This is a genomic window from Streptomyces changchenzhani (genome assembly GCF_039766235.1).
Classification (GTDB): domain Bacteria; phylum Actinomycetota; class Actinomycetes; order Streptomycetales; family Streptomycetaceae; genus Streptomyces.
This window is the reverse complement of sequence record NZ_JBDHNH010000003.1, coordinates 372,321-394,614: the sequence shown is the minus strand read 5'-3', so window position 1 is coordinate 394,614 and position 22,294 is coordinate 372,321. Positions and strand designations below refer to the sequence as shown.

The following is a 22,294-nucleotide window of genomic DNA, read 5'->3' as shown; positions in this document are numbered from 1 at the left end:
GTGAAACAAGTTGTGCAGAACTACAAGAGTGGCGAGCTGGCGCTGCTCGACGTGCCAGTTCCGGGGTGCAAGCCGGACGGCGTGCTGGTCCGAAGCGCCTACTCGCTGATCTCCACCGGGACCGAGCTCATGAAGGTGTCCGAGGCCGGCCTGTCGATGGTGGGCAAGGCCCGCTCCCGGCCGGACCAGGTGGCCAAGGTCATGCAGAGCGTGGCCGCCAACGGAGTGCCCGCCACCTACCGCAAGGTGATGGGCAAGCTGGACTCCTACACGCCGCTGGGCTACTCGCTGTGCGGGGTGGTCGAGCAGGTCGGCACCGGGATCGACGATGTGGCGGTCGGTGACCTCGTGGCCTGCGCCGGCAATGAGCACGCGTTGCATGCCGAGCTGAACTGGGTGCCGAAGAACCTCTACGCCCGGGTGCCGGATGGCCTCGCGCCGCAGCACGCGGCCTTCGGCACCGTCGGGTCGATCGCGTTGCAGGGCGTCCGCCGCGGCGAGTCACAGCTCGGCGACGTGGCGCTGGTCATCGGCCTCGGGCTGATCGGGCAGCTGGTAATGCAGCTGCTTGCCGCCTCGGGAGTCCGCGTCGTCGGGGTCGACCCCGACCCTGTGCGCTGCGAGCTCGCCGAGCGCCTGGGCGCTGCGGCCTGCGGCGATCCCGCGTCCGCGGCCGTGGAAGCTGCCGTCGCCGAGCTCACCGGCGGTCACGGCGTGGACCAGGTGTACCTGGCCGCCGGCGGCGGCAGCAACCAGCCCGTCGAGCTGGCCGCCCGGATGAGCCGGGACCGCGGCCGGGTCGTCGACATCGGCAAGTGCCGCCTGGACCTGCCGTGGAACGCGTACTACGAGAAAGAGCTCGACGTCCGGTTCTCCCGCTCCTACGGCCCCGGGCGCTACGACCCGGAGTACGAGCTTGAGGGGCGGGATTACCCGATCGGCTACGTGCGCTGGACCGAGCGCCGCAACCTGGCGTGCTTCCTCGATCTCCTCGCCCGCGGCCGCATCGATGTGGAGCCCCTGGTCTCCCACATCGCCGACTTCGATGACGCCGTCGAGACGTACCAGCGCCTGAAGGACGGCGACCTGAAGGCCGTGGCTGTGCTGTTCCAGTACCCCGAACACGCGGGGGAAGCGGGGGCCCCGGTGGTGACCGTGCCCCCGGTGCGACGCAGCGGCAAAGTGTCCACCCGGGCCCGGGCTGCCGAGGCGCCGGTGCGGCTGGCGTTCGCCGGCGCGGGAAACTACGCGACGTCGATGCTGCTGCCGCACCTGGCACAGCGCGACGGCGTCGAGTTGTCCACGGTCGTCACCACGACGGCGCTGTCCGCGGCCAACGCGAAGCGGAAGTTCGGCTTCGCCGAGGCGACCACCGATCTCGACGCCGTGCTCGGCGACCCGTCCATCGACGCGGTGTTCGTGGTCACCCGGCACAGCTCGCACGCTGAACTGACCCAAAGGGCGCTGCTGGCCGGCAAGGCGGTGTTCGTGGAGAAGCCGTTGGCGCTCACCGAGGACGAGCTGGCCGGCGTGCTCGCGGCGGTGGAGAAGTCCGGCAACGACCGGCTGCAGGTGGGCTTCAACCGCCGGTTCGCGCCGCTGCTGCAGGAGGCCAGAAAGCGGCTAGGCGCCCGGACCGGTCCGGCGAGCGTCCGCTACCTGGTCAACGCGGGCCGACTGGAGCACGGCAGCTGGTACCTCCAACAGGGCACCGAGGGCTCGCGGTTCGCCGGCGAGGGCGGACACTTCATCGACACGGCGAGCTGGCTGCTCGCGGCCGACCCGGTCTCGGTGTACGCGCTCGCCACGCCCGGCAATGAGGACCTGCAGGTCGTGCTGCGCTACCCGGACGGGTCCACCGCCACCATCAGCTACGTCACCACCGGCCCGCCCGGCTTCCCCAAGGAGACGCTGGACCTTGTCGCGGACGGCAGGGTGCTGCGGCTCGACGACTTCGTCCGTGCCGCTGTGTACGACGGCAGTCGCAAGCGGTGGGTCAGCTCGCGGCTGCCCAAGGCCCGGGACAAGGGCCAGTCCGCCGAACTGGCCGCGTTCATCAAGGCCGTGCGGACCGGCGGGCCGATGCCGGTGCCGCTGGAGTCGCTGGTCGCCACCACGGCGGCCACCCTCGCTGTGCAGGCCAGCCTGGTCACCGGCGCGCCGGTGACGTTGGCGAGGGCTCGATGACCATGAGCGCGGGCTGGTACCTGCGGCGGCTGGCCCGGATGGGACCGCGGGAGGTCGGCGGCCGGGTGGGCGACGCGGTGCGCAGGCGGCGGTGGCGGTCGGCGCGGCCGGACTGCCCGAGCCTGACCGGCGCCCGGTTCACCGCGGTACTGCCCGCCGGGACGATCGCCGCAGTGCCACCGGACGCCGCGAAACGTCTCATCGCCGAGGCGGACCGGCTGATGGCCGGGCACGCCGAGTATTTCGGGGTGGACCGCGACGACCTGGCCGACCCGGACTGGTGGTACGACCCGAAGACCGGGCGCCGGGCTCCGTGGGGCTACGCCTTCGACGTGCCGTACCGGAACGAGGACACGGTCGGGGACATCAAGCAGATCTGGGAGCTGTCCCGGCATCAGTACCTCACCGTGCTCGCCGTCGCCTACGCGATCACCGGGAACGAGCGGTACGCCGAGCGAGTGGCCGAGCACCTGCGGTTATGGTGGGCGGCCAACGCGCCGCTGCACGGAGTGCACTGGATCAGCGGCATCGAGCTGGGGATCCGGCTGCTGTCCTGGGTGTGGATCCGCCGGCTGCTCGACGGCTGGCCGGGCGTGGCCGATCTGTTCGAGGGCAACCCGGTGGCGCTGAACCAGATCTGGCACCACCAGCGCTGGCTGGCCGCCTTCCCCAGCCGGGGGTCTTCGGCGAACAACCACGTCATCGCCGAGGCCGCCGGGCAGTTCGCCGCAGCCTGCGCGTTCGGGTGGTTCCCCTCCTCGGCGCGTTGGCGAGCCGGCGCGCTGCGGTCGCTGGAGCGGCATCTGCGAAGTAACACCTTCGACTCCGGCCTCAACCGCGAGCTGGCCACCGAGTATCACGGACTTGTGCTGGAGCTCGGCCTGGCCGCGGTGGCCGAGGCGGATGCCGCCGGTGTGCCGGTCCCCGCGTCGATCCGGCTGGTGCTGCTGCGGATGACCGACGCGCTCGCGGCCATCGTGGACGGCCGGCTGCGGCCGCCGCGCCAGGGGGACGCGGACGACGGGCACGGTCTGGTCGTGGACGGCGCGGGCACCGACCGCTGGGCCTCGCTGCTGGCTACCGGGGATGCCGTGTTCGGTCGGCTCGCCTGGTGGCCGGCAGTGACCGGCACCGATGTGCGCACCCCGCTGCTGGCCGCGCTCATCCGGCCCACTGCACCGGCCGTGACCCGTCCGGCAAGCCGACCGGCCCACTTCGCCGACGCGGGCATGACCATCCTGCGCGGTCCGGCGGAGATCTGGTGCCGCTGCGACGGTGGTCCGCACGGCTTCCTGTCCATCGCCGCGCATGCCCACGCGGACGCGCTGTCCGTGGAGGTCCGGCACGACGGGGTCGACGTGCTCGCCGACCCGGGGACGTTCTGTTACCACGGGCAGCCCACGTGGCGGCAGTACTTCCGGTCGACCCTCGGCCACAACACCCTGCAGTTGGACGGCGGGGACCAGTCCGTCTCCGGCGGCCCGTTCCTGTGGACCCGGCAGGCCCTCAGCCGCGTCCTGGTCGCGGACACATCCGACGAGAGTGTGGCCCGCTGGTGCGCCGAGCACGACGGTTACCAGCGCTCCGTGCACCGCCGCCGGGTGGAGCTGACCGCCGCGAGCCAGGAGCTGAGGGTGGTTGACGAGGTGCGCGGCCCGCGCCGGGCCGTGCGCCTGGCGTTCCACCTGGGCCCGGCGATCGCCGCGGACCTGGTGGGGAACCGGGCAGTGCTCACCTGGACCCGGGACGGCGAGGACCGCTCCGCGGTGCTCGACCTGCCCGGACAGCTGTGCTGGCGGGGTCATCGCGGTGAGACCGACCCGCCGCTGGGCTGGTACTCCCCCGGCTTCGGGCGCAAGGAACCCACCACAACGCTGGTCGGCACTGGCTTCGCCGACGACGCGGAGGGGTTCACCACCGTACTCAGGTTCCGTGGTTAGGGAGGACGCGTGGGCATCAAGTGGCGGAATTGGGCGTTGCCGATGGCGGCGCTGGCCCTGCTGGGAGCCGGCTGTGTGAGCACGCCGGGCGCCCCGGCGGAGCCGACCGGCGCGCCATCCACGTCCGTGGCCCGGGTGTGCGCCAAGCCTGCGACCGGGCCGGCGAAGGCGCCGGCGGGCGCGGTGACAGTCGACCCCGCGGTGGTCGGTGACCTGACTGCGAAGACCAAGAGCAGCCCCCCGAACACCACGTTCTGGCTTCGACCGGGCAAGCACAGGCTCGCACCGGACCGCTACTCCCAGGTCATCCCCAAGAAGGGAAACCGCTACCTCGGCGCGCCCGGAGCGGTGTTCGACGGCCGGAAGACCAACCAGTACGCGTTCGGCGGCAGCGCCCGCAACGTCACCATCCGCTACCTGACCGTGCAACGTTTCGTGGCGCCGCCGGACGAGGGCGTGGTCAACCATGACTCGGCCGACGGGTGGGTGATCGAGCACGCGACGATCCAGTACAACTCCGGCGCCGGGCTGATGGCCGGTGCCCGCCAACAGGTCCGCGCCAGCTGCCTGCGCGGCAACGGTCAGTACGGCATGAACGCGTACAAGGGCACCGGCCCCATCCGCGACCTGGTGGTCGAGGGCAACGAGATCGTGGGCAACAACACCGACGACTGGGAGCGGCGGCGGAAGGGCTGCGGCTGCACTGGAGGCATTAAGTTCTGGGCCGTCAACGGAGCCGACATACGCGGCAACTGGGTGCACGACAACCGCGGAACCGGGTTGTGGGCGGACACCAACAACAACGACTTCCGCATCGAGGACAACCTGCTGGAGGCCAACGACGGTGCCGCACTGATCTACGAGACCAGCTACAACGCGGTCATCCGGAAGAACACGATCCGGCGGAACAACTGGGTCGAGGGCCGCAGGTACGCCGACCGCGGCGACAGCTTTCCGTTCGCGACCATCTACCTGTCCGAGTCCGGCGGCGAACCACGGGTCCGAGCCCGCACGGACAAGATCGAGATCTACCGGAACGTGCTGGAGAACAACTGGTCCGGGATCACCCTGTGGGAAAACTCCGACCGGTTCTGCAACAGCCCGGCCAACACCTCCTCCGGCAACTGCACGTTGCTGGTGAAGAACACCGACCGCTGCGCAAAGCCGGCGATCGCCACCGCACCGCTCTACGCCGACTGCCGGTGGAAGACAAAACGGGTGGACATCCACGACAACCGCTTCGTGCTGGACAAGTCCGTCGTCGAGTGCACGGTGAAGTGCGACCGAATGGCGGTGCTGGCCAACTACGGTACCTATCCGGACTGGTCGCCGTACAAGGGCGAGCGGGTGGCGGAGGCGATCACCCGCAAGCAGCACAACCGCTGGCACGACAACGTCTACCTCGGACCATGGAAATTCGTCGCCCACGACCCGAGCCGGGTGCTCGACTTCGGGCAGTGGCAGGGCACGCCCTACCAGCAAGACACGGGCAGCACCCTTGACCCACGGGCCGGTGGTTGAGATGAGCGGGGACCTGCGGCACGGTGGGCTGCCGGGCGGAGCGGATACGGCGGGCACGCAGCCCGGCCCCGAACCGCGCCCTGTCGGCACACCGAAGAGCGTCGGGATCGTCTGGGGGCTGCTGATCCTCAACACGCTCGGCTCCGCAGGGGCGAAGACCATCATCCCGCTGCCCCGCTCCCTCATCCAGATAGTCACCATGGGCGCGCTGGTCGCCGCGTTCACGCTGGCGCTCGCGCTCAATCTCCGGCTGCGCCTCCGAGCCAGCGCCTTCGTGCTCCTGCTCACCCTGCTGCTGGTGCCGAGCGTGATCTCCAGCCTGCAACTGGAGTCCGGGTTCGGCGCGCTGTTCCGCTGCGCCCGGCTGACTCTCTTCGTCGGCACGCTGTGGCTACTCAGCCGCTGGTGGGACGGCAGCCTGACGTTCGTCCGGCACCACATCCGGATGTACTTCGCGGTGCTCGGGTCGGTCGCCGCCGGCGCGGTCATCTCACCGGGCGCGGCCATGCCCGAGCTCTACGGCGGGCGGCTGGTCGGCGCGTTGTGGCCGCTCACCCCGCCGCAGATCGGACAGTACGCCGCAGTGATCATCGGGCTCACCGTGCTGCTCGTACTGGGCCGCCGGACCGACAGGGCCGGCGCGGCGGTAGTCATCGTGCCCTCACTCATCCTGCTCGCGTTGACCCACACCCGCACCGCCACGCTCGGCCTCCTCATCGGGTTGGTGTTGGCGATCAGCTCGCTCATCCTGACCAGCGCTGCCGCCCGCCGGTTCTTCATCTGGGCGGTGCTGTGCACCGCCGTGGCCGCGGTGGGGTTCACCTCCGCGCTACAGGCGTGGTTCCTGCGCGGACAGAGCCAGGAGTACCTCACCAGCCTCACCGGCCGGGCCAAGGTCTGGGACGCCCTGCTGGCAGCGCCCCGGACGACCGAGAAGAAGTTGTTCGGCGTGGGCCTGGGCGACAAGTCCTTCGGCGGGCTGCCGATCGACAACAGCTGGCTGGCCATTTACCACGAGCAGGGTCTGACCGGCGTCGCCCTGGTGACGGCGATCATCATCGTGCTGGGCGGCGTCGCGTTGCTTCGCCCACCGTCGCTGCCGAGGGCCTGCGCGATCTTCCTGATCAGCTACTGCGCGATCGCGTCGTACACCGAGGCCGGTCTTGGCGACGCCTCGCCGTATCTGCTGCATCTGGCCCTGGCCGCCTCACTGCTGGCGGCACCTGCCGCGGCCATACCCCTCACAACGCCCGCAGTCCCCCAACGACGCATCCCGCGATGGGCCCAGGATCGGAGGTGACCTTAAACATGCACGTCCTCGTGGTGCACAACCGCTACTCCTCGGCGCAGCCGAGCGGGGAGAACAAGGTCGTAGACCAGGAGGTGGAGCTGCTGCGCGCAGCCGGCCACCGGGTCGAGGTGTTCGAGCGGCGCAGCGACGACATCGCCGCCCGGTCCCTGCTGGGCAAGGCCGCCGTGCCGCTGCTGGTGCCGTGGAACCCGGCGGTCCGCACGGAGCTCACCGCCCGGCTTCGCACCGAGCGGCCGGACGTAGTACACGTCCACAACGTCTTCCCGCTCCTGTCCCCGGCGGTGCTGGCCGCCTGCGCCGACGCCGGCGTGCCCGCCGTCGCCACGCTGCACAACTACACCCAGGTCTGCCCACCCGGCACGCTGCAGCGGGACGGTCGGCCGTGCACCGAGTGCGTCGGGAGAGCGCCGCTGCCCGCCATCCGGCACGGCTGCTACCGCAGCTCCCGGCTGGCGACGGTGCCGCTCGCGGTCAGCCTGTCGGTCAACCGGCGGCGGTGGTGGTCCGGCGTGGAGCGGTTCTTCTGCATCTCCGCGGCGCAGCGCGACGTCCTGGTGCGGGCCGGCATGCCACCCGAGCGGCTGGCGGTGAAGCACAACTTCGTGCCCGACCCGGACGCCCGCCGATCGGGCGCCGGCGAGCATCTGCTCTATCTCGGCCGACTCGCGGAGGCCAAGGGCGTACGGCTGCTCATGGCCGCGTGGGACGAGATCGCCGCGGACGGCGGTGTGGGCGTGCCGCTCGTGGTCGCGGGCGCGGGGCCACTGGAGCGAGAGGTGACCGCCTGGGCGGCGGGCCGGGACGACGTGCGGTACGTCGGCCTGTACGACGCGGCGCAGTGCCGGCAGGCCGTCGCGCGGTCGGTCGCCGTGGTGGCTCCCTCGACGTGGCTGGAGGCGTTCGGCCTGGTGGTCGTGGAGGCGATGGCGGCCGGGGTCCCGGCCGTCGCCGCCGGTCACGGCGCCTTCGTCGAACTCGTCGAGGACGGCGTGACCGGGCTGCTGCACCGGCCGGGCGAGCCCGACTCGCTCGCGTCCTGCCTGCGCCGGATCACGGCCGAGCCGGAGCGCAACCGGGAGATGGGCCAGGCGGCCCGGCGCCGTTACGAGCAGGACTTCAGCCCGGCCATCGGGCTGGAGCGCCTGCTGGATGAGTACCGCACCGCGATCGCGGGTCGGTCCGGCGGCGGGGACAGCCCGCCGCCGGTAGGGGACAAAAACACTGGCTCGCGGCGGGGGCACCCGCGCGAGCGCGATGGGGGCAGTAGATGACACGATGCCGACTCTGCGGCTCGGCGGCGATGGCAAGCGTCGTCGATCTTGGAGCGACCCCGCCGTGCGAGAGTTTTCTCGCCGCGGACCAACTGGACCAACCGGAACCGGCGTACCCGCTGCACCTGCGGGTCTGCACCGACTGCTGGCTCGCGCAGATCCCTCCGCTGATCACGCCGGAGGAAACGTTCACCCAGTACGCGTACTTCTCCTCCTACTCGACCTCCTGGGTGGAGCACGCGCGCACGTACGTCGCCGATGCCGTACAGCGGCTGGGTCTCGGCACCGACGCCTTCGTGGTCGAGGTCGCGAGCAACGACGGGTACCTGCTGAGGCACATGGTGGACCGTGGGATCCGCTGCCTCGGCATCGAGCCGTCGGTGAACGTCGGCGCCGCGGCGCGGGACGCGGGTGTGCCTACGCTCACGGAGTTCCTGGACCCGGCCATCGGCGCCGCCGTCCGCGCCGAGCACGGCCCGGCGGACCTGGTCGTGGCCAACAACGTGTACGCGCACATCCCCGACGTGGTCGGGTTCACCCAGGGGCTGCGCGCCCTGGTCGCCGACGACGGCTGGGTCTCCATCGAGGTGCAGCACCTGCTGACCCTGATCGAGGAGAACCAGTACGACACGATCTACCACGAGCACTTCCAGTACTACACGGTCGCGTCCGCGGCCCGGGCGCTGGCGAGCGGCGGACTCGCGCTCGTGGACGTCGAGTTGCTGCCCACGCACGGCGGCTCCATCCGGCTGTGGGCCCGGCCGGCCGAGGTGGCCGGCGAGCCGAGCCGGCAGGTGGCCGACGTACTGGACCGGGAGAAGGCCGCCGGGCTGCAGGAGCTGTCCGGGTACGCCGAGTTCTCCGCGCGGGTGGCCAAGGTGCGCCGGGATCTGCTGCGGTTCCTCATCGAGGCGGCCGAGCGCGGCGAGACGGTCGTCGGCTACGGCGCCCCCGGCAAGGGCAACACCCTGCTCAACCACTGCGGCATCCGGCCCGACCTGCTCCCGTACACGGTCGACCGCAACCCCTACAAGCACGGCAGGTTCACCCCGGGCACCCGCATCCCGATCCTGCCGCCCGAGCAGATTGCCGCCGACAAACCGGACTACGTCCTCGTACTCCCCTGGAACCTGCGGGCCGAGCTTGTCGAGCAGCTGTCCTTCGTGCACGCCTGGGGCGGCCGACTGGTCTTTCCCATCCCGGAACTGAGCATTGTCGAGGTCAAGCCATGAAGGTCGTTCTGTTCTGCGGCGGTTACGGACTGCGTATGCGCAACGGAGCCTCCGACGACATGCCCAAGCCGATGGCGATGGTCGGCCCTCGGCCGCTGATCTGGCACGTCATGCGCTACTACGCGTACTTCGGGCACACGGAGTTCATTCTGTGCCTCGGGTACGGGGCTCACCACATCAAGAACTTCTTCCTCAACTACGAGGAGACGACGTCCAACGACTTCGTGCTGCGCAACGGGCAGACCGAGCTGCTGTCCACCGACATCGCCTCCTGGACGATCACGTTCGTGCAGACCGGCATCGAGTCACCGATCGGGGAGCGGCTGCGCCGGGTGCGGCACCACCTGGACGGCGACGAGATGTTCCTCGCCAACTACGCCGACGTGCTCACCGACGCCCCGCTGCCGGAGATGATCGACCGGTTCGCCCGGCGCGACGCCGGGGCGTCGATGTTGGTGGTGCCGCCGCAGTCCTCGTTCCACTGCGTGGAGCTGGGCGAGGACGGCCTGGTGGGAGGCATCACCGCGGTGAGCGAACTGCCGCTGTGGGAGAACGGCGGCTACTTCGTGCTCCGCCAGGAGATCTTCGACCACATCCCGGAGAACGGGGACCTGGTCGCTGACGGCTGCGCCCAACTGGCCAAGCGTGGCCGATTGGTGGCGCACCAGCACCGCGGCTTCTGGAAACCGACCGACACCGTGAAGGAGCGGGCCGCGCTCGACGACGCCTACACCCGGGGCGACCGCCCGTGGGCCGTGTGGGAACAAGGCGGCGCGCGGGCGAGCGCGAACGGGAGCACAAACGGCGCCAAAGCGAGGACCTCGTGATCCGGCTCGGGGCCGGGCGCCTGGACCGGCTCGTCGCGGTGGGCGCGCACTGCGACGACATCGCCATCGGCGCCGGCGGCACGCTGCTGACGATGTGCCTCGCTTGGCCCGGTATTCGCATTGACGCCCTTGTGCTCTCCGGCGGTGGCGGCGAGCGGGAGCAGGAGGAGCAGGCCGCGCTCGCCGCCTTCTGTCCGGGCGCCGAACTGCGGCTGACCGTACTCAAGTTGGCGGACGGCCGACTGCCGGCGCAGTGGGAGGAGGCCAAGGCCGCGGTCGAGGAGCTGCGCGCGCAGACCGAGCCGGATCTTGTGCTGGCCCCGCGTACCGATGACGCCCACCAAGACCACCGCGGCCTGGCGAAGCTGGTATCCACCGCGTTCCGCGACCACCTGATGCTCGGCTACGAGATCGTCAAGTGGGACGGCGACCTCGGCCGTCCGGCGGCGTACCAGCCGCTGTCGCCGGAGATCGCCGAACGCAAGGTGCGGCTGCTGCAGGAGCACTACCCCTCGCAGCGGCACCGGCCCTGGTACGACCGGGAGGCCTTCCTCGGTCTTGCACGGATCCGCGGCATCGAATGCCACGCGCGCTACGCCGAGGCCTTCGCCGTCACCAAACTCACTCTCAACCTGGGGGAATGAACCTTGCGCGTACTACTGACCGGACACCAGGGATACCTGGGCACCGTGATGGCCCCGGTCCTCGCGGCCGCCGGGCACGAGGTCGTCGGTCTTGACGCCGGCCTGTTCGCCGACTGCGTGCTGGGCCCGCCGCCCGCGGACCCGCCGGGGCATCGGGTGGACCTGCGCGACGTCACCGCCGAACACGTGGCCGGGGTGGACGCCGTGATCCACCTGGCCGCGCTGTCCAACGACCCGCTGGGGGCGCTGGCGCCGGACCTCACCTACGACATCAACCACCACGCGTCCGTGCGGCTGGCACGGCTGGCCCGCGACGCCGGAGTGCGGCGCTTCCTGTACGCGTCGACCTGCTCGGTCTACGGCGCCTCCGGCGGTGACGACTTGGTGGCCGAGGACGCCCCGCTGCGCCCGGTGACGCCGTACGCGGAGTCCAAGGTCCGGGTGGAGGATGACCTGCACGCGCTGGCGGACGGCGACTTCAGCCCGGTGTTCATGCGCAACGCGACCGCCTTCGGCTACTCACCCCGGCTGCGCGCCGACATCGTGCTGAACAACCTGGTGGGGCACGCGCTCCTGGCCGGCGAAGTCCTTGTGCTCTCCGACGGCACCCCCTGGCGCCCGCTGGTGCACGCCGCCGACATCGCACGGGCCTTCGCAGCCGCGCTGATCGCGCCGCGCGAGGCGGTGCACGACCGGGCGTTCAACATCGGCAGCGAGCTCAACAACGTCACGGTCGCCGAGATCGCCGAGCAGGTCGCCGAGGCGGTATCCGGCTCGCGGGTGAAGATCACCGGGGAGAACGGTGCCGATCCGCGGTCGTACCGGGTGGACTTCTCCCGGTTCCGCGCCGCGCTGCCCGGCTTCGACTGCGAGTGGACGGTGAAGCAGGGCGCGCTCGAACTCGCCGACGCCTACCGGAAGCACGGGCTGACCCGGGAGGACTTCGAGCGACGCTTCACCCGGCTGGCAGTGCTGCGCGCGGCGTCCGACGCCGGCGCCGTGGACGACACCCTGCGGTGGCGCCGATGACCGCGGTCGGCGAACAGATGCACGCGCTGGTGGAGCGGCTGTACCCGCTGTGCCGGAGCATCACCGGCGACGGTGTGCGCGCCACCCTGGAGATCGTCGGCGAGTACGTCCCGTTGCAGGTGCACGAGGTGCCGACCGGGACGCAGGTGCTCGACTGGACGGTGCCCCAGGAGTGGAACATCCGGGACGCGTACATCGCCGACACCGCCGGGAACCGGGTCGTCGACTTCGCCGCGTCCAGCCTGCACGTGCTCGGCTACAGCGTGCCGGTGTCGGCGGCCATGCCGCTGGCCGAGCTGCGTGGACACCTGCACACCCTGCCGGACCACCCGAGCTGGGTGCCGTACCGCACCAGCTACTACCAGCCGGAATGGGGATTCTGCCTGGCCCAGGAGACCTTGGACGCGCTGCCGGACGGCGACTACGAGGTGCGCATCGACTCCACACTCGCTGACGGCCACCTCACCTACGCCGAGTACGTCATCCCCGGTCAGGTCCCCGACGAAGTGATCGTCTCCTGCCATGTGTGCCACCCGTCGCTGGCCAACGACAACCTGGCCGGCATCGCGGTGGCGACGTTCCTGGCCCGGGCGCTGGCGCAGGAGACGCCGTACTACACCTACCGGTTCATCTACGCGCCCGGCACCATCGGGGCGATCACCTGGCTGGCCCGCAACGCGGAGCGGGTGGAGCGGGTCAAGCACGGTCTTGTGCTGGCCTGCGCCGGCGACTCGGGCCGGCTGACGTACAAGCAGAGCAGGCGCGGCAACGCGGAGATCGACCGGGTGATGCAGCACGTGCTGGCCGCCTCCGAACGCCCGCACCGCATCACCGAGTTCACTCCGTACGGCTACGACGAGCGGCAGTTCTGCTCGCCCGGGTTCGATCTCGGCGTGGGCTCGCTCAGCCGGACCCCGTACTCCGGCTACCCCGAATACCACACCTCGGCGGACAACCTGGACTTCGTCTCCCCGGAGGCGATGGCGGACACCCTCGCCGTCTGCCGCGAGACATTCGCCGTGCTGGACCGCAACCGGCAGTACCTCAATCTCAGCCCCTACGGCGAACCACAGCTGGGCCGGCGTGGGTTGTACGACTCGCTCGGCGGCCGCAGCGACGCGAAGCAGGCCCAGCTGGCCATGCTCTGGGTGCTCAGCCTCTCCGACGGCGAGCACAGTCTGCTGGACGTCGCCGAGCGGTCCGGGCTGCCGTTCGACACCGTCGCCGTCGCGGCCGACGCCCTGATCGGCGCCGGGCTGATCAAGGCATGACGCGGATGACCACCCGGAGGGAGAAGACGACGACCTCGACGGCCCGGGCCGGACACGCCCGGTCCACCGCCAAGCGGGCCACCGTCGGCCGGCTGTCCTGGGGACTGGCCGACCAGGCGGCCTCCAGCATGACCAACTTCGCGGTGGGGCTCTACGTGGCACGCTCGCTGGGGCTGGCCGCGTTCGGCGTGTTCAGCCTGGCCTGGTTGACCTACGGCGTGGTGCTCAGCGTCTCCCGCGGGCTGGCCACCGACCCGCTCGTGGTGCGCTTCAGCGGCGTGTCGGACGCGTCCTGGCGCGGGGCGGTGGCCCGGTCGTCGGGGACCGCGCTCGGCATCAGTGCCGCCATCGGCGCGGTGTGTCTGGTGGTCGGTCTTGCTCTCGGCGGCAGCGTGGGGCCCGCGTTCGCTGGCCTCGGCGTCATGCTGCCGGGGCTGCTGCTGCAGGACGCCTGGCGGTACTCGTTCTTCGCCGCCGGCGCTGGGCGGAAGGCGTTCGTCAACGACCTCGTGTGGGGCGTCGCGCTCGTCCCGGCCATGGTGGTGGCGGCCCGCGTGGGCAGCGTGGCCGCTTTCGTGCTCGCCTGGGGGGCGTCCGCCGCGGTGGCCGCGGTGTACGGCTGCTTCCAGTCCGGCATCCGGCCCCAGTTGACCGGAGCGCGCGAGTGGCTTCGCGAGCACCGCGACCTCGGCTACCGGTACCTGGTCGAGAACGTCGGCGTCAGCGGCGCGAGCCAGCTGCGGGCGTACGGGCTCGGCGCGATCGTCGGGGTCAGCGCGGTGGGTGTGGTCCGGGGAGCTGAGCTCCTGCTCGGCCCGTTCCTCGCTGTGCTGATGGGGCTGTCGCTGGTCACCGTCGCGGAGGCAGCACGGGTGCTGCGGCAGGCCCCGCACCGGCTGGCCAGGTTCTGCCTCCTGCTCGGCGGCGGGCAGGCCGCCGCCGCGCTGCTCTGGGGCGCGGCGCTGCTGCTGGTGCCGGACCGGGTCGGCGAGCTCGTGCTCGGCGGCGTCTGGCACTCCGCCTCGGAGCTCATCGTGCCGGCCACGCTCGGCGTCGTGGGCGCGAGCCTCGGCACCGGCGCGGCGGCCGGGCTGCGCGCACTCGCCGCGGCCCGGCGCAGCCTGCGCTGCCAGCTGTTCGCCTCCGCCTGCTATGTCAGCGGTGGGCTCGGCGGAGCGGCCGTGGCCGGCACGGTCGGCTCGGCCTGGGGCGTAGCCGCCGCGACCGTCAGCGGCTCGGCCGTGTGGTGGCTGCACCTGCGGTCCGCCCTGCGCGAGCGCCACCAGAACCCCATCCGCGAAGTGAGGACGCCATGACCGCCCTTCCCCGGCTGAGCATCGGCCTGCCCGTGTACAACGGCGAGGAGTACCTTGCCGAGGCGCTCGACGCCCTGCTCGGCCAGACCTACGAGGACTTCGAGCTGGTCGTCTCCGACAACGCCTCGACCGACGGGACCCGGGACATCTGCCGCCGGTACGCCGCGCGGGACTCACGTATCCGGTACATCCGGCTGCCCCGGAACATCGGCGCCGCGCCGAACCACAATTACGTGTTCACCGAGTGCCGCAGCGAGCTGTTCAAGTGGGCCTCGCACGACGACCTGTACGCCAGGGACCTGCTGCGGCGCTGCGTGGAGGCGCTGGACGAGCAGCCGGACGTGATCCTCGCGCACAGCGGCCAGGCGGTCATCGACGGCGACGGCCAGGTGAAGGTCCCGTACGACTACGGGCTCGCCACCGACTCGCCGCACCCGCCGGAGCGCTTCCACAGTCTGCTGTTCGAGCCCGGTGGCGACGACTTCTACGGGGTGATGCGGGCCGACGTACTGCGCCGGGTGAAGCCGCACGACAGCTACCACCACGCGGACCGCACGTTCGTCGCCGAGATCGCCCTGCACGGGCCCTTCCACCAGGTGCCGGAGCTGCTGTACTTCCGCCGCGACCACCCCACCCGCGCCGAGCGGGCAAACCCGGGCAAGCGCTCCCGATGCGTCAATCTGGACCCGCGCCGGGCAGGCCCGCTGCACCCGACACCCCGGCTGCTCGCCGAGTACGTCTGGGGCTTCGTTGCGGCGATCCGGCGGGCGCCGCTGTCCCCGGCCGATCGGCGCGCGTGCTACCGCCACCTGGTCGCATGGATGGCCAGCCGGGTCCGGCCGGGCGCCGGCGAGCGGGTCGAGGACCGCGCCCCGGTCGACCCGGGCCGGCTCACTGTCTCCGTCGACGCCCTCGTCGCCGGCCGTGAAGGCAGGCAGGCATGAAGTCTACGAACGGGACTCCGGTGCGCGTCGGGGTGTTCGGCCTGCTCGGCTCCGGCAACCACGGCAACGACGGGTCGCTCGAAGCCGTGCTCGGGTACCTCCGCGCCGCGCACCCGGAGGCGGTCGTGGACGCGCTGTGCGGCGGACCCGAGGTCGTCGCGACCCGGTACCGGATCCCCGCGACGCGGCTGCACTGGTACCGCGGGGAGTACCGGACCGCGTCGCGTGCGGGCGCGATCGCGGCGAAGGGGCTGGGCAAACTCGTCGACGCCTTCCGCACCGCTGCCTGGGTGCGCCGGCACGACGTGGTGATCGTGCCAGGCATGGGCGTCCTGGAGGCCACGCTGCCGCTGCGGCCGTGGGGCTTCCCGTACTCGCTGTTCCTGCTCTGCGCGACCGGCCGGCTGTTCGGCACCCGGGTCGCGCTGGTCGGTGTCGGCGCCGCCGCGATCGGCCGCCGGCCTACCCGAGCCCTGGTGCGCTGGTCGGCGCGGCTGGCCACGTACCGGTCGTACCGGGACGCCCTGTCCCGCGACGCGATGCGGGCGATGGGCGTGGACACCGCGCGCGACGAGGTCTACCCGGACCTCGCATTCGCCCTGCCGACACCGCGGGAATGGGGCATCCCCTGCTCGGAGCCTGTCGGAGAGCTTGGGGAAGCGCCCCCGGGCCCCCCGGGCCCGGTCTGCGTCGGCGTCATGGCCTTCCACGGCGGCAACGACGACCGCGCCCGGGCCGAGGAGATCCACCGGCGCTACCTTGACGGGACGACCCGGTTCGTCCGCGCGCTGGTCGAGGACGGCAGGCCGGTCCGGCTGCTCACCGGCGACGAGGTCGACGTGCCGGTGGTCGCCGCGATCCTCGACGCGGTGGACTCGCCGCTGGTCACCGCTGCCGAGGCGTCCTCACTGGCCGACCTGATGGAGGAGATGGCGGCTGCCGACACCGTGGTGGCGACCCGGTACCACAACCTGATCTGCGCCCTGAAGGTCGGCACGCCGACGCTCGCACTCAGCTATGCGGCGAAGAGCGACGCGCTCATGGCTCAGATGGGTCTTGACGCGTACTGCCACCCGGCTCGCGAGGTCGACGCCGACCGGCTGCTCAAGCAGTTCCGGGCGCTGGAGCAGAGATCGGCGGAGCTACGGCGGACCCTCACCGAGCGGAACCTGGTCGCCGCCCGGCGCCTTGAGCACCAGTTCACCGCCTTGACCGCGGCCCTGTTCGCGGCGACCGACCACACCCACGCCCACACCGTGCGAGAGGCTTCATGAAGGCGACCGGAATCCCGGCGATCGTCGGCGCGTACCTGTTCGAGCCGACGCCGTACGCCGACGAGCGCGGCTTCTTCTGCCGCACCTTCGACGCCGACGTGGTCCGCTCGGTGGGCCTCGACCCGGGCACCTTCATCCAGGACAGCGTGTCCCGCTCGGCCCGGGGGGTGCTGCGCGGCCTGCACCTGCGCTCCGGCGCCGGCGAGGCCAAGCTGGTGCGGTGCTCGTACGGGAGAGTCTTCGACGTCGTCGTGGACCTGCGGACGGACTCGCCGACATACCGCAACCGGGCCTTCTTCGAGCTGTCCGACGAGACCCAGGCAACCCTGTACGTCCCAGCGGGGTGCGGACACGGCTTCCAGGCGCTGACCGAGACCGCCGACGTCTCGTACCGGATCGACCGCCCGCACGATCCGGCCGAGGACGTGACGATCGCCTTCGACGACCCGGAGCTCGCCATTCCCTGGCCGCTGCCGGTCACATCAATGTCCCAGCGGGACCGGGAGGCGCCGAGATTCGCCGAGGTCCTGCAGCGAAAAGAGAGGTGAGGTCGGCATGGACACCGAAGAGTTCCAACTGCCCCTGTCGCGGCTGGCGAACGAGCGGCTGCACACCATGATTCCCGGGGGCGCGCACACCTACGCCAAGGGCGACGACCAATACCCCGAAAACCTGGCCCCGGTCATCAGCCACGGCCGCGGTGCCCACGTGTGGGACATCGACGGCAACCGCTACGTCGAGTACGGCTCCGGTCTGCGGTCGGTCAGCCTCGGCCACGCCCACCCCCGCGTGATCGAGGCAGTACGGCGGGAACTCGACCGCGGCAGCAACTTCGTACGGCCTTCCATCGTGGAGGTCGAGGCCGCGGAACGTTTCCTGGCCACCGTGCCGACCGCCGAGATGGTGAAGTTCGCGAAGAACGGCTCCGACGTCACCACCGCCGCGGTGCGCCTCGCCCGTGCCGTCACCGGGCGCCCGCGGGTGGCCATCTGCGGCGACCAGCCGTTCTTCTCCGTCGACGACTGGTTCATCGGCACCACGCCGATGTCCGCCGGTGTTCCGGCGGCGACCACCGAGCTCACCCTGGCGTTCCCTTACGGGGACCTGGCCGCCACGGAGGAGCTGCTCACCCGGTACCAGGACGAGGTCGCCTGCCTGATCCTGGAACCTGCCACCCACAATGAGCCCTCCCAAGGCTCTCAACTCCGTTCGAGCAGGGGAGACCCCACTCCCGGGTACCTCGCCGGCCTGCGCGAGCTGGCCGACCGGCACGGCTGCGTACTGATCTTCGATGAGATGATCACCGCCTTCCGCTGGTCCGAGGCGGGCGCTCAGGGCCTGTACGGCGTCGTCCCCGACCTCTCCACGTTCGGCAAGGCGCTGGGCAACGGGTTCGCCGTCTCGGCGCTGGCCGGGCGCCGCGATCTGATGGAGTGGGGCGGGCTGCGTCACTCCGGCGACCGGGTGTTCCTTTTGTCCACCACGCACGGTGCGGAAACGCACTCGCTGGCCGCCGCGATGGCCGTGCAAACCACCTATGCAGAGGAGGGCATCACCGCGCAACTGCACGCCCTCGGCGAGCGGTTGGCCGCCGGTGTCCGCGAGGCTGCGGCCGGCATGGGCGTCGGCGACCACATCGTCGTCCGGGGCCGGGCCAGCAACCTGGTCTATGCCACCCTCGACGAGAACCGGCAGCCGTCGCAGCAGTACCGCACCCTGTTCCTGCGCCAGCTCCTCGCGGGCGGGGTGCTGGCCCCGTCGTTCGTGGTGAGCAGCGCGCTCAGCGAAGCCGACATCGACCGCACCGTCGACACAGTGGCCCAGGCATGTGCGGTGTACCGGAAGGCGCTGGACGCCGCTGACCCCACCCCCTGGCTGGCCGGGCGACCGGTGAAGCCCGCATTCCGCCGCTTGGCGTGACGTGACGTCAGCGGCGTTTCCGCCGGCCGACGTCAGCCATCCGGTCGACCAGCCACGCGGTCGCCGGTATCACCGCCAGCGCGGTGCACCAGCCGCCGAGGACGTCGGTCGGGTAGTGCGCGCCCAGAGCGACCTGCGCCCAGCCCATGGCGGCGCCGGCAACCAGCGCCGCGGCGAGCACGAGCAACGTGCCGGCCGACTTGCCAAGGCTTCGCCGGCCGGTCGCGAGCAGCGCCACCATGAGGGCGAGCGCGGTCAAGAAGGCGGTGTGCCCGCTCGGGTAGGACAGGTGCCCGTCGTGGATGGTGCGTCCCACCAGGGACTTGAGCAGCGTCGTCGTCCCCACGGTCATGCCGACGCCGGCAACGATGAGCACCGCGGCGCGAGGACGTCGAAGCAGCAGGCAGCCCGTCACGGCGGCCACGACCAGCGTCGCCGCTCCGGCGGGCTCCCCCAGGAAGTCCGTGGCCAGAGCTACGTGCCGCCACGGCGGCCGCACACCGTCCACCGCCGGCTGGATCCACGCGTCCACCGTGCCGGGCTGGCTGTGGCCAGCGTACAGGACCCCGAGCACGACGACCATCAGAGTGGCGAGGGCCGCGATCAGCCCGAGCCACGCGCGCAGCGATGGGGGCAGCACCGCGGGCGCCGGCCGGCCGGTCACGCGCCCACCGCGTCCGGTCGATCTGCGGTAGCTCGCTGTGATCGGTAGACGATGTTCCGGATCTTGACTTCTTGAGGCAGAGTGAGGGTGCGGCCCTTCGTCCGACCGATAAACAGCCATGAATCAGCGGCTTCCTGTTTCCCCTGCTCCAGGCCCTCTTGCAAACTGCCCGGCCTGCTTTCGGTGACCTTCATATCTCTCCGGACGACTCCGGTGACCGTAAGTCCGGGCACGCCACGGTTTATGTGTCCCGTCAGTACCTCGGCTCCCGCGGGCAGGTCGGAAACGGCATTGTCACGGTCACCACCGCCCGGGCCGATGAGTGTGTGCACTGCCCGCCGCACACCGTGCCCCACCAGCCGGCTCCCACCCTGCCCCAAGGGCCTGCCGATCCGGCGTTTCGCACCAAGGGCCAACTGGCCGCCCACCTGGTGGCCCGTGCCACGCGCATCGCGTTTCGGGCTCTGGTCACCGAGTGCCTCTACAACCCCAGCGAAAGCCCGCACACCGTCGCAGACCATCCGGCAGATGCGATGCACCTCCCCCTCCCGTCAGGGCCATTGACGCCATGCCACCCGCCGCTACCGCAATGCCGCGCCCCCGAGATCTGCCCGCTGCCGCCCGCCGACATGGCCGGGATCGTCAGATGTACGGGCTGCGCGGCTGGACCGAGCATACTGCTGCGCTTCATGTTCGCCGAGCGGCGCTTTCATAGGTGCGGAGCGCGGATCTTCGCGCACAACAAGCTGCCAATGACACTTCATCGTCGGCTTGGCTTCCGCCGGCGAGGGCGGAAACCGATGGTCAGAGCGACACCGGTGGACAAACCGACGCGGAACCTAAACCTCTGTGGGGTCCCAGATCCTGTGGTCCCAACGTTCAGCGCTTGATCTTGGTAGCTAGCTGCGGGTCTCCGCGTTCGGGCGTGGTGGTCAGCGGCGGCGGGCTGTGACGATCCAGGCACGCGAGTCGAAACACACGCCGCCGCCGGTGTCGTGGGCGGCGAGGGTGGCGCGTAGCCGCGTGCGTGCTTGCTCGGCCGTCGCGGCGTCGAGGTTGGCAAGCAGGTCTTGGAATTTCAGTAGGCGGAGCACGTTATCGAAGGCGGTGGCACTGTCCGGGCCGTAGTAGACGGGCTCGTGCACGTCGGTGAAGCTGACGTCCGTGAAGCCTGCCGCCGCCAGGATGCCTTCCGTGATGCTCGGGTCGGCGAGTGAGAACGCGTCCGGACCGCAGCTGGGAGGGGTGGGTGTGGCTGTTGCGGCGGTGAGACTCTGGCGGATCGCGGAGGCCCATTCATTGCGGTCGCGGTCTTGCCAGAGCAGCAGCACCAAGCGCGCTGCGGGGCGCAGAGCGCGCCCGATATTGGTGAACGCGGCGACCGGGTCGGCGAAGAACATCGTTCCGAATCTGCTGATACAGAGGTCGAAATGCGTCGGTGGGAAGCGGTGAACCTGGGCGTCCGCCTGTTGGTAGGTGACGTTGGACGGCCCCTGGTCGTCGTTGAGCTGACGGGCCCGTTCGAGCATTGGCGCGGAGAGGTCGACGCCCAGCGCGCTTCCGGTGACGGCGGCGCCGGCGGCCTCGCGCGTGGTCTGGCCCGTGCCACAGCCGATGTCGAGCACACGGTCGCGGGCGCCGACGCGGGCAGCGGCGCGGAATTGTTCGTTGTGCAGCCGCAACTCCGCGTCGTAGTCGAACAGTTCGGTATGTCTGGTCCCGTGGTCACCCGTGGTCGGCTCGGAGCGGACCGCCTACGCTCCTGGGCCCGTTAGCCGACGTGCAGCGAGATGCCCCTCTCCTGCACTATGCGCGAGCGCGAGGACCCTCCGCCCGGTCGATACCGACGTAGTCGTGGCTACCGCCGGGCGGAGGCTCAGGCCGTCAGGAGGCGGAAGGCATCCGAGTCACCTCCCAGTGCTCCGGCTCCGCTGTAGGGGGTGAGGTCCAGGACGCGGTCGGGCTGGCCGCCCAACCGTTTCGGCGCGGTGGTGGCGATGACGGCTCCGTCCGGCCGGTCGGCCGTGGGCTGCGCCGCGTACTGGGTATGGGCGGCGGCCCATGTCTCATGACGTGCCACGGCCAGGGCCGCCGACAGGCCAAGGTCCAGGACGGTGATCCCGGGCATCGCGGCGATGTGCTCAGCCGTCCCCGGGCACGCCCGGTGACGGATCGTAAAAGCGGCACTGCAGCGAGCGCAACAGAATCCGAGAACCTCCCCGGCCGAACGGTCAGACGATCTTGACGGGAGTCATCCGCCCGCAACCAGCCCGAGCACCCCGAAGCCCACGCACACCAGACGCGAGACCAGCAACTCACGATGCACGCCGCCCAATGGGAATCAGTCACACCAAACCCGGCCCTCGCGATTGCTCGCGAAGACCTACAGCTCGAAGGCGATGTGCTTCACGTTGGTGAAGCGCACCTCGTCCAGACTTCCGGCGCGGCGGCCGCCATCTTGGAAGTACACGTCTTTGAGGGCTTCGGCGGCGATCTCCTGGAGCCGCTGATCGCCGGCTCCCTGCTCCTGGGCTTCAAAGAGGCGGGCGGCGTACGGCGGCGGCAGGGCCACGGTGAGATGACGGAGGCGGTCCTGGTCGGTGGTGCCGATCGATGCGGTGTAGCCCAGTTGGGCCTGGGTGTCGATGACGATGCCACCACTGGTGGCGGCCGTCTCCTTGGCCTTCGCCCGGATCTGCGGCTGCCACCGTCCCTTGACCGCGTCTTCCAGGCGCCGCGCGAGATCCTTGCGCGGTTTCTTGAGCTGGTTCTTCACATACCGCTCAACGGTGCGCTGGGAGATCCCGAGCGACTCGGCCACCGTCTTTGTGCCCTTGAGCTGCTTGACCAGGTACCGCATCTGCGCGCCGGCCGACTTGGGAATGGGGCGCGTGAATGATTTCTGCACCGCCTTGTCCAGGCTGTCCCCGAAGATGCTCATC

Annotated in this window: 19 protein-coding genes and 1 pseudogene; 16 read left to right on the top strand and 4 right to left on the bottom strand. The window is 70.8% G+C overall.

Annotated features, from left to right (window positions below):
* The 15 genes from ABCR94_RS13220 to ABCR94_RS13150 are packed head-to-tail and all read left to right on the top strand — an operon-like array spanning window position 1 to window position 18,688.
* A complete protein-coding gene (locus ABCR94_RS13220; RefSeq protein ID WP_347119449.1) occupies window positions 1-2,187 on the top strand; it encodes a bi-domain-containing oxidoreductase in 2,187 nt (728 codons plus the stop codon).
* Window positions 2,184-4,127 (top strand): alginate lyase family protein, encoded by a 1,944-nt coding sequence (locus ABCR94_RS13215; protein ID WP_347119448.1) that lies wholly within the window; start codon window positions 2,184-2,186, stop codon window positions 4,125-4,127. The genes ABCR94_RS13220 and ABCR94_RS13215 overlap by 4 nt, the downstream gene beginning before the upstream one ends.
* A gap of 9 nt (window positions 4,128-4,136) precedes the next feature.
* Window positions 4,137-5,648 carry a right-handed parallel beta-helix repeat-containing protein gene (locus tag ABCR94_RS13210; protein ID WP_347119447.1) on the top strand — a complete coding sequence of 504 codons (1,512 nt, stop codon included), beginning with the start codon at window positions 4,137-4,139 and terminating at the stop codon, window positions 5,646-5,648.
* Window position 5,649: 1 nt separating this feature from the next.
* The gene (locus tag ABCR94_RS13205) at window positions 5,650-6,948 is read left to right on the top strand and encodes an O-antigen ligase family protein (RefSeq protein WP_347119446.1); all 1,299 of its coding nucleotides are present in this window, start codon (window positions 5,650-5,652) and stop codon (window positions 6,946-6,948) included.
* Window positions 6,949-6,956: 8 nt separating this feature from the next.
* Window positions 6,957-8,231 carry a glycosyltransferase gene (locus ABCR94_RS13200; protein ID WP_347119445.1) on the top strand — a complete coding sequence of 425 codons (1,275 nt, stop codon included), beginning with the start codon at window positions 6,957-6,959 and terminating at the stop codon, window positions 8,229-8,231.
* Window positions 8,228-9,463 carry a class I SAM-dependent methyltransferase gene (locus ABCR94_RS13195; RefSeq protein WP_347119444.1) on the top strand — a complete coding sequence of 412 codons (1,236 nt, stop codon included), beginning with the start codon at window positions 8,228-8,230 and terminating at the stop codon, window positions 9,461-9,463. The genes ABCR94_RS13200 and ABCR94_RS13195 overlap by 4 nt, the downstream gene beginning before the upstream one ends.
* Complete coding sequence (locus ABCR94_RS13190) at window positions 9,460-10,290, top strand: glycosyltransferase family protein (protein WP_347119442.1); 831 nt, start codon at window positions 9,460-9,462, stop codon at window positions 10,288-10,290. The genes ABCR94_RS13195 and ABCR94_RS13190 overlap by 4 nt, the downstream gene beginning before the upstream one ends.
* Window positions 10,287-10,934 carry a PIG-L deacetylase family protein gene (locus ABCR94_RS13185; protein ID WP_347119441.1) on the top strand — a complete coding sequence of 216 codons (648 nt, stop codon included), beginning with the start codon at window positions 10,287-10,289 and terminating at the stop codon, window positions 10,932-10,934. Before ABCR94_RS13190 ends, ABCR94_RS13185 begins: the two co-directional genes overlap by 4 nt.
* 3 nt (window positions 10,935-10,937) lie before the next feature.
* Window positions 10,938-11,963 carry an NAD-dependent epimerase/dehydratase family protein gene (locus ABCR94_RS13180; protein WP_347119440.1) on the top strand — a complete coding sequence of 342 codons (1,026 nt, stop codon included), beginning with the start codon at window positions 10,938-10,940 and terminating at the stop codon, window positions 11,961-11,963.
* Window positions 11,960-13,234 (top strand): DUF4910 domain-containing protein, encoded by a 1,275-nt coding sequence (locus ABCR94_RS13175; RefSeq protein WP_347119439.1) that lies wholly within the window; start codon window positions 11,960-11,962, stop codon window positions 13,232-13,234. The genes ABCR94_RS13180 and ABCR94_RS13175 overlap by 4 nt, the downstream gene beginning before the upstream one ends.
* 5 nt (window positions 13,235-13,239) lie before the next feature.
* The gene (locus ABCR94_RS13170; RefSeq protein WP_521976882.1) at window positions 13,240-14,550 is read left to right on the top strand and encodes a hypothetical protein; all 1,311 of its coding nucleotides are present in this window, start codon (window positions 13,240-13,242) and stop codon (window positions 14,548-14,550) included.
* A complete protein-coding gene (locus ABCR94_RS13165; protein WP_347119437.1) occupies window positions 14,547-15,494 on the top strand; it encodes a glycosyltransferase family 2 protein in 948 nt (315 codons plus the stop codon). The genes ABCR94_RS13170 and ABCR94_RS13165 overlap by 4 nt, the downstream gene beginning before the upstream one ends.
* Window positions 15,491-16,768, top strand: a complete 1,278-nt coding sequence (locus ABCR94_RS13160) for a polysaccharide pyruvyl transferase family protein (RefSeq protein ID WP_347119436.1) — start codon at window positions 15,491-15,493, stop codon at window positions 16,766-16,768. Before ABCR94_RS13165 ends, ABCR94_RS13160 begins: the two co-directional genes overlap by 4 nt.
* The gene (locus tag ABCR94_RS13155) at window positions 16,765-17,316 is read left to right on the top strand and encodes a dTDP-4-dehydrorhamnose 3,5-epimerase family protein (RefSeq protein WP_347119435.1); all 552 of its coding nucleotides are present in this window, start codon (window positions 16,765-16,767) and stop codon (window positions 17,314-17,316) included. The genes ABCR94_RS13160 and ABCR94_RS13155 overlap by 4 nt, the downstream gene beginning before the upstream one ends.
* A gap of 7 nt (window positions 17,317-17,323) precedes the next feature.
* Window positions 17,324-18,688 (top strand): glutamate-1-semialdehyde 2,1-aminomutase, encoded by a 1,365-nt coding sequence (locus ABCR94_RS13150; protein WP_347119434.1) that lies wholly within the window; start codon window positions 17,324-17,326, stop codon window positions 18,686-18,688.
* A gap of 7 nt (window positions 18,689-18,695) precedes the next feature.
* On the opposite strand, the gene ABCR94_RS13145 is transcribed toward ABCR94_RS13150, so the two are convergent.
* Window positions 18,696-19,352, bottom strand: coding sequence for a phosphatase PAP2 family protein (locus ABCR94_RS13145; RefSeq protein ID WP_347119433.1), 657 nt, complete (start codon window positions 19,350-19,352; stop codon window positions 18,696-18,698).
* 122 nt (window positions 19,353-19,474) lie between these two features.
* Between ABCR94_RS13145 and ABCR94_RS13140 the strand changes: the two genes are divergently transcribed.
* Window positions 19,475-20,242 carry a transposase gene (locus ABCR94_RS13140; RefSeq protein ID WP_521976957.1) on the top strand — a complete coding sequence of 256 codons (768 nt, stop codon included), beginning with the start codon at window positions 19,475-19,477 and terminating at the stop codon, window positions 20,240-20,242.
* Between the two features lie 42 nt (window positions 20,243-20,284).
* On the opposite strand, the gene ABCR94_RS13135 is transcribed toward ABCR94_RS13140, so the two are convergent.
* From ABCR94_RS13135 to tpg, 3 genes and pseudogenes are all read right to left on the bottom strand, one after another.
* The gene (locus ABCR94_RS13135) at window positions 20,285-21,034 is read right to left on the bottom strand and encodes a class I SAM-dependent methyltransferase (RefSeq protein WP_347119432.1); all 750 of its coding nucleotides are present in this window, start codon (window positions 21,032-21,034) and stop codon (window positions 20,285-20,287) included.
* Window positions 21,035-21,228: 194 nt separating this feature from the next.
* A pseudogene (locus ABCR94_RS13130) lies at window positions 21,229-21,516 on the bottom strand (hypothetical protein); the annotation flags it as partial.
* 219 nt (window positions 21,517-21,735) lie between these two features.
* Window positions 21,736-22,293 carry a telomere-protecting terminal protein Tpg gene (gene tpg / locus ABCR94_RS13125; RefSeq protein ID WP_347119431.1) on the bottom strand — a complete coding sequence of 186 codons (558 nt, stop codon included), beginning with the start codon at window positions 22,291-22,293 and terminating at the stop codon, window positions 21,736-21,738.
* Window position 22,294: the final 1 nt, after the last annotated feature.

Coding starts and splice junctions, on each gene's coding strand:
- ABCR94_RS13215 (WP_347119448.1), top strand. CDS start 2,184: ATGACCATGAGCGCGGGCTGGTACCTGCGGCGGCTGGCCCGGATGGGA.
- ABCR94_RS13205 (WP_347119446.1), top strand. CDS start 5,650: ATGAGCGGGGACCTGCGGCACGGTGGGCTGCCGGGCGGAGCGGATACG.
- ABCR94_RS13200 (WP_347119445.1), top strand. CDS start 6,957: ATGCACGTCCTCGTGGTGCACAACCGCTACTCCTCGGCGCAGCCGAGC.
- ABCR94_RS13195 (WP_347119444.1), top strand. CDS start 8,228: ATGACACGATGCCGACTCTGCGGCTCGGCGGCGATGGCAAGCGTCGTC.
- ABCR94_RS13190 (WP_347119442.1), top strand. CDS start 9,460: ATGAAGGTCGTTCTGTTCTGCGGCGGTTACGGACTGCGTATGCGCAAC.
- ABCR94_RS13175 (WP_347119439.1), top strand. CDS start 11,960: ATGACCGCGGTCGGCGAACAGATGCACGCGCTGGTGGAGCGGCTGTAC.
- ABCR94_RS13170 (WP_521976882.1), top strand. CDS start 13,240: ATGACCACCCGGAGGGAGAAGACGACGACCTCGACGGCCCGGGCCGGA.
- ABCR94_RS13165 (WP_347119437.1), top strand. CDS start 14,547: ATGACCGCCCTTCCCCGGCTGAGCATCGGCCTGCCCGTGTACAACGGC.
- ABCR94_RS13160 (WP_347119436.1), top strand. CDS start 15,491: ATGAAGTCTACGAACGGGACTCCGGTGCGCGTCGGGGTGTTCGGCCTG.
- ABCR94_RS13155 (WP_347119435.1), top strand. CDS start 16,765: ATGAAGGCGACCGGAATCCCGGCGATCGTCGGCGCGTACCTGTTCGAG.
- ABCR94_RS13150 (WP_347119434.1), top strand. CDS start 17,324: ATGGACACCGAAGAGTTCCAACTGCCCCTGTCGCGGCTGGCGAACGAG.
- tpg (WP_347119431.1), bottom strand. CDS start 22,293: ATGAGCATCTTCGGGGACAGCCTGGACAAGGCGGTGCAGAAATCATTC.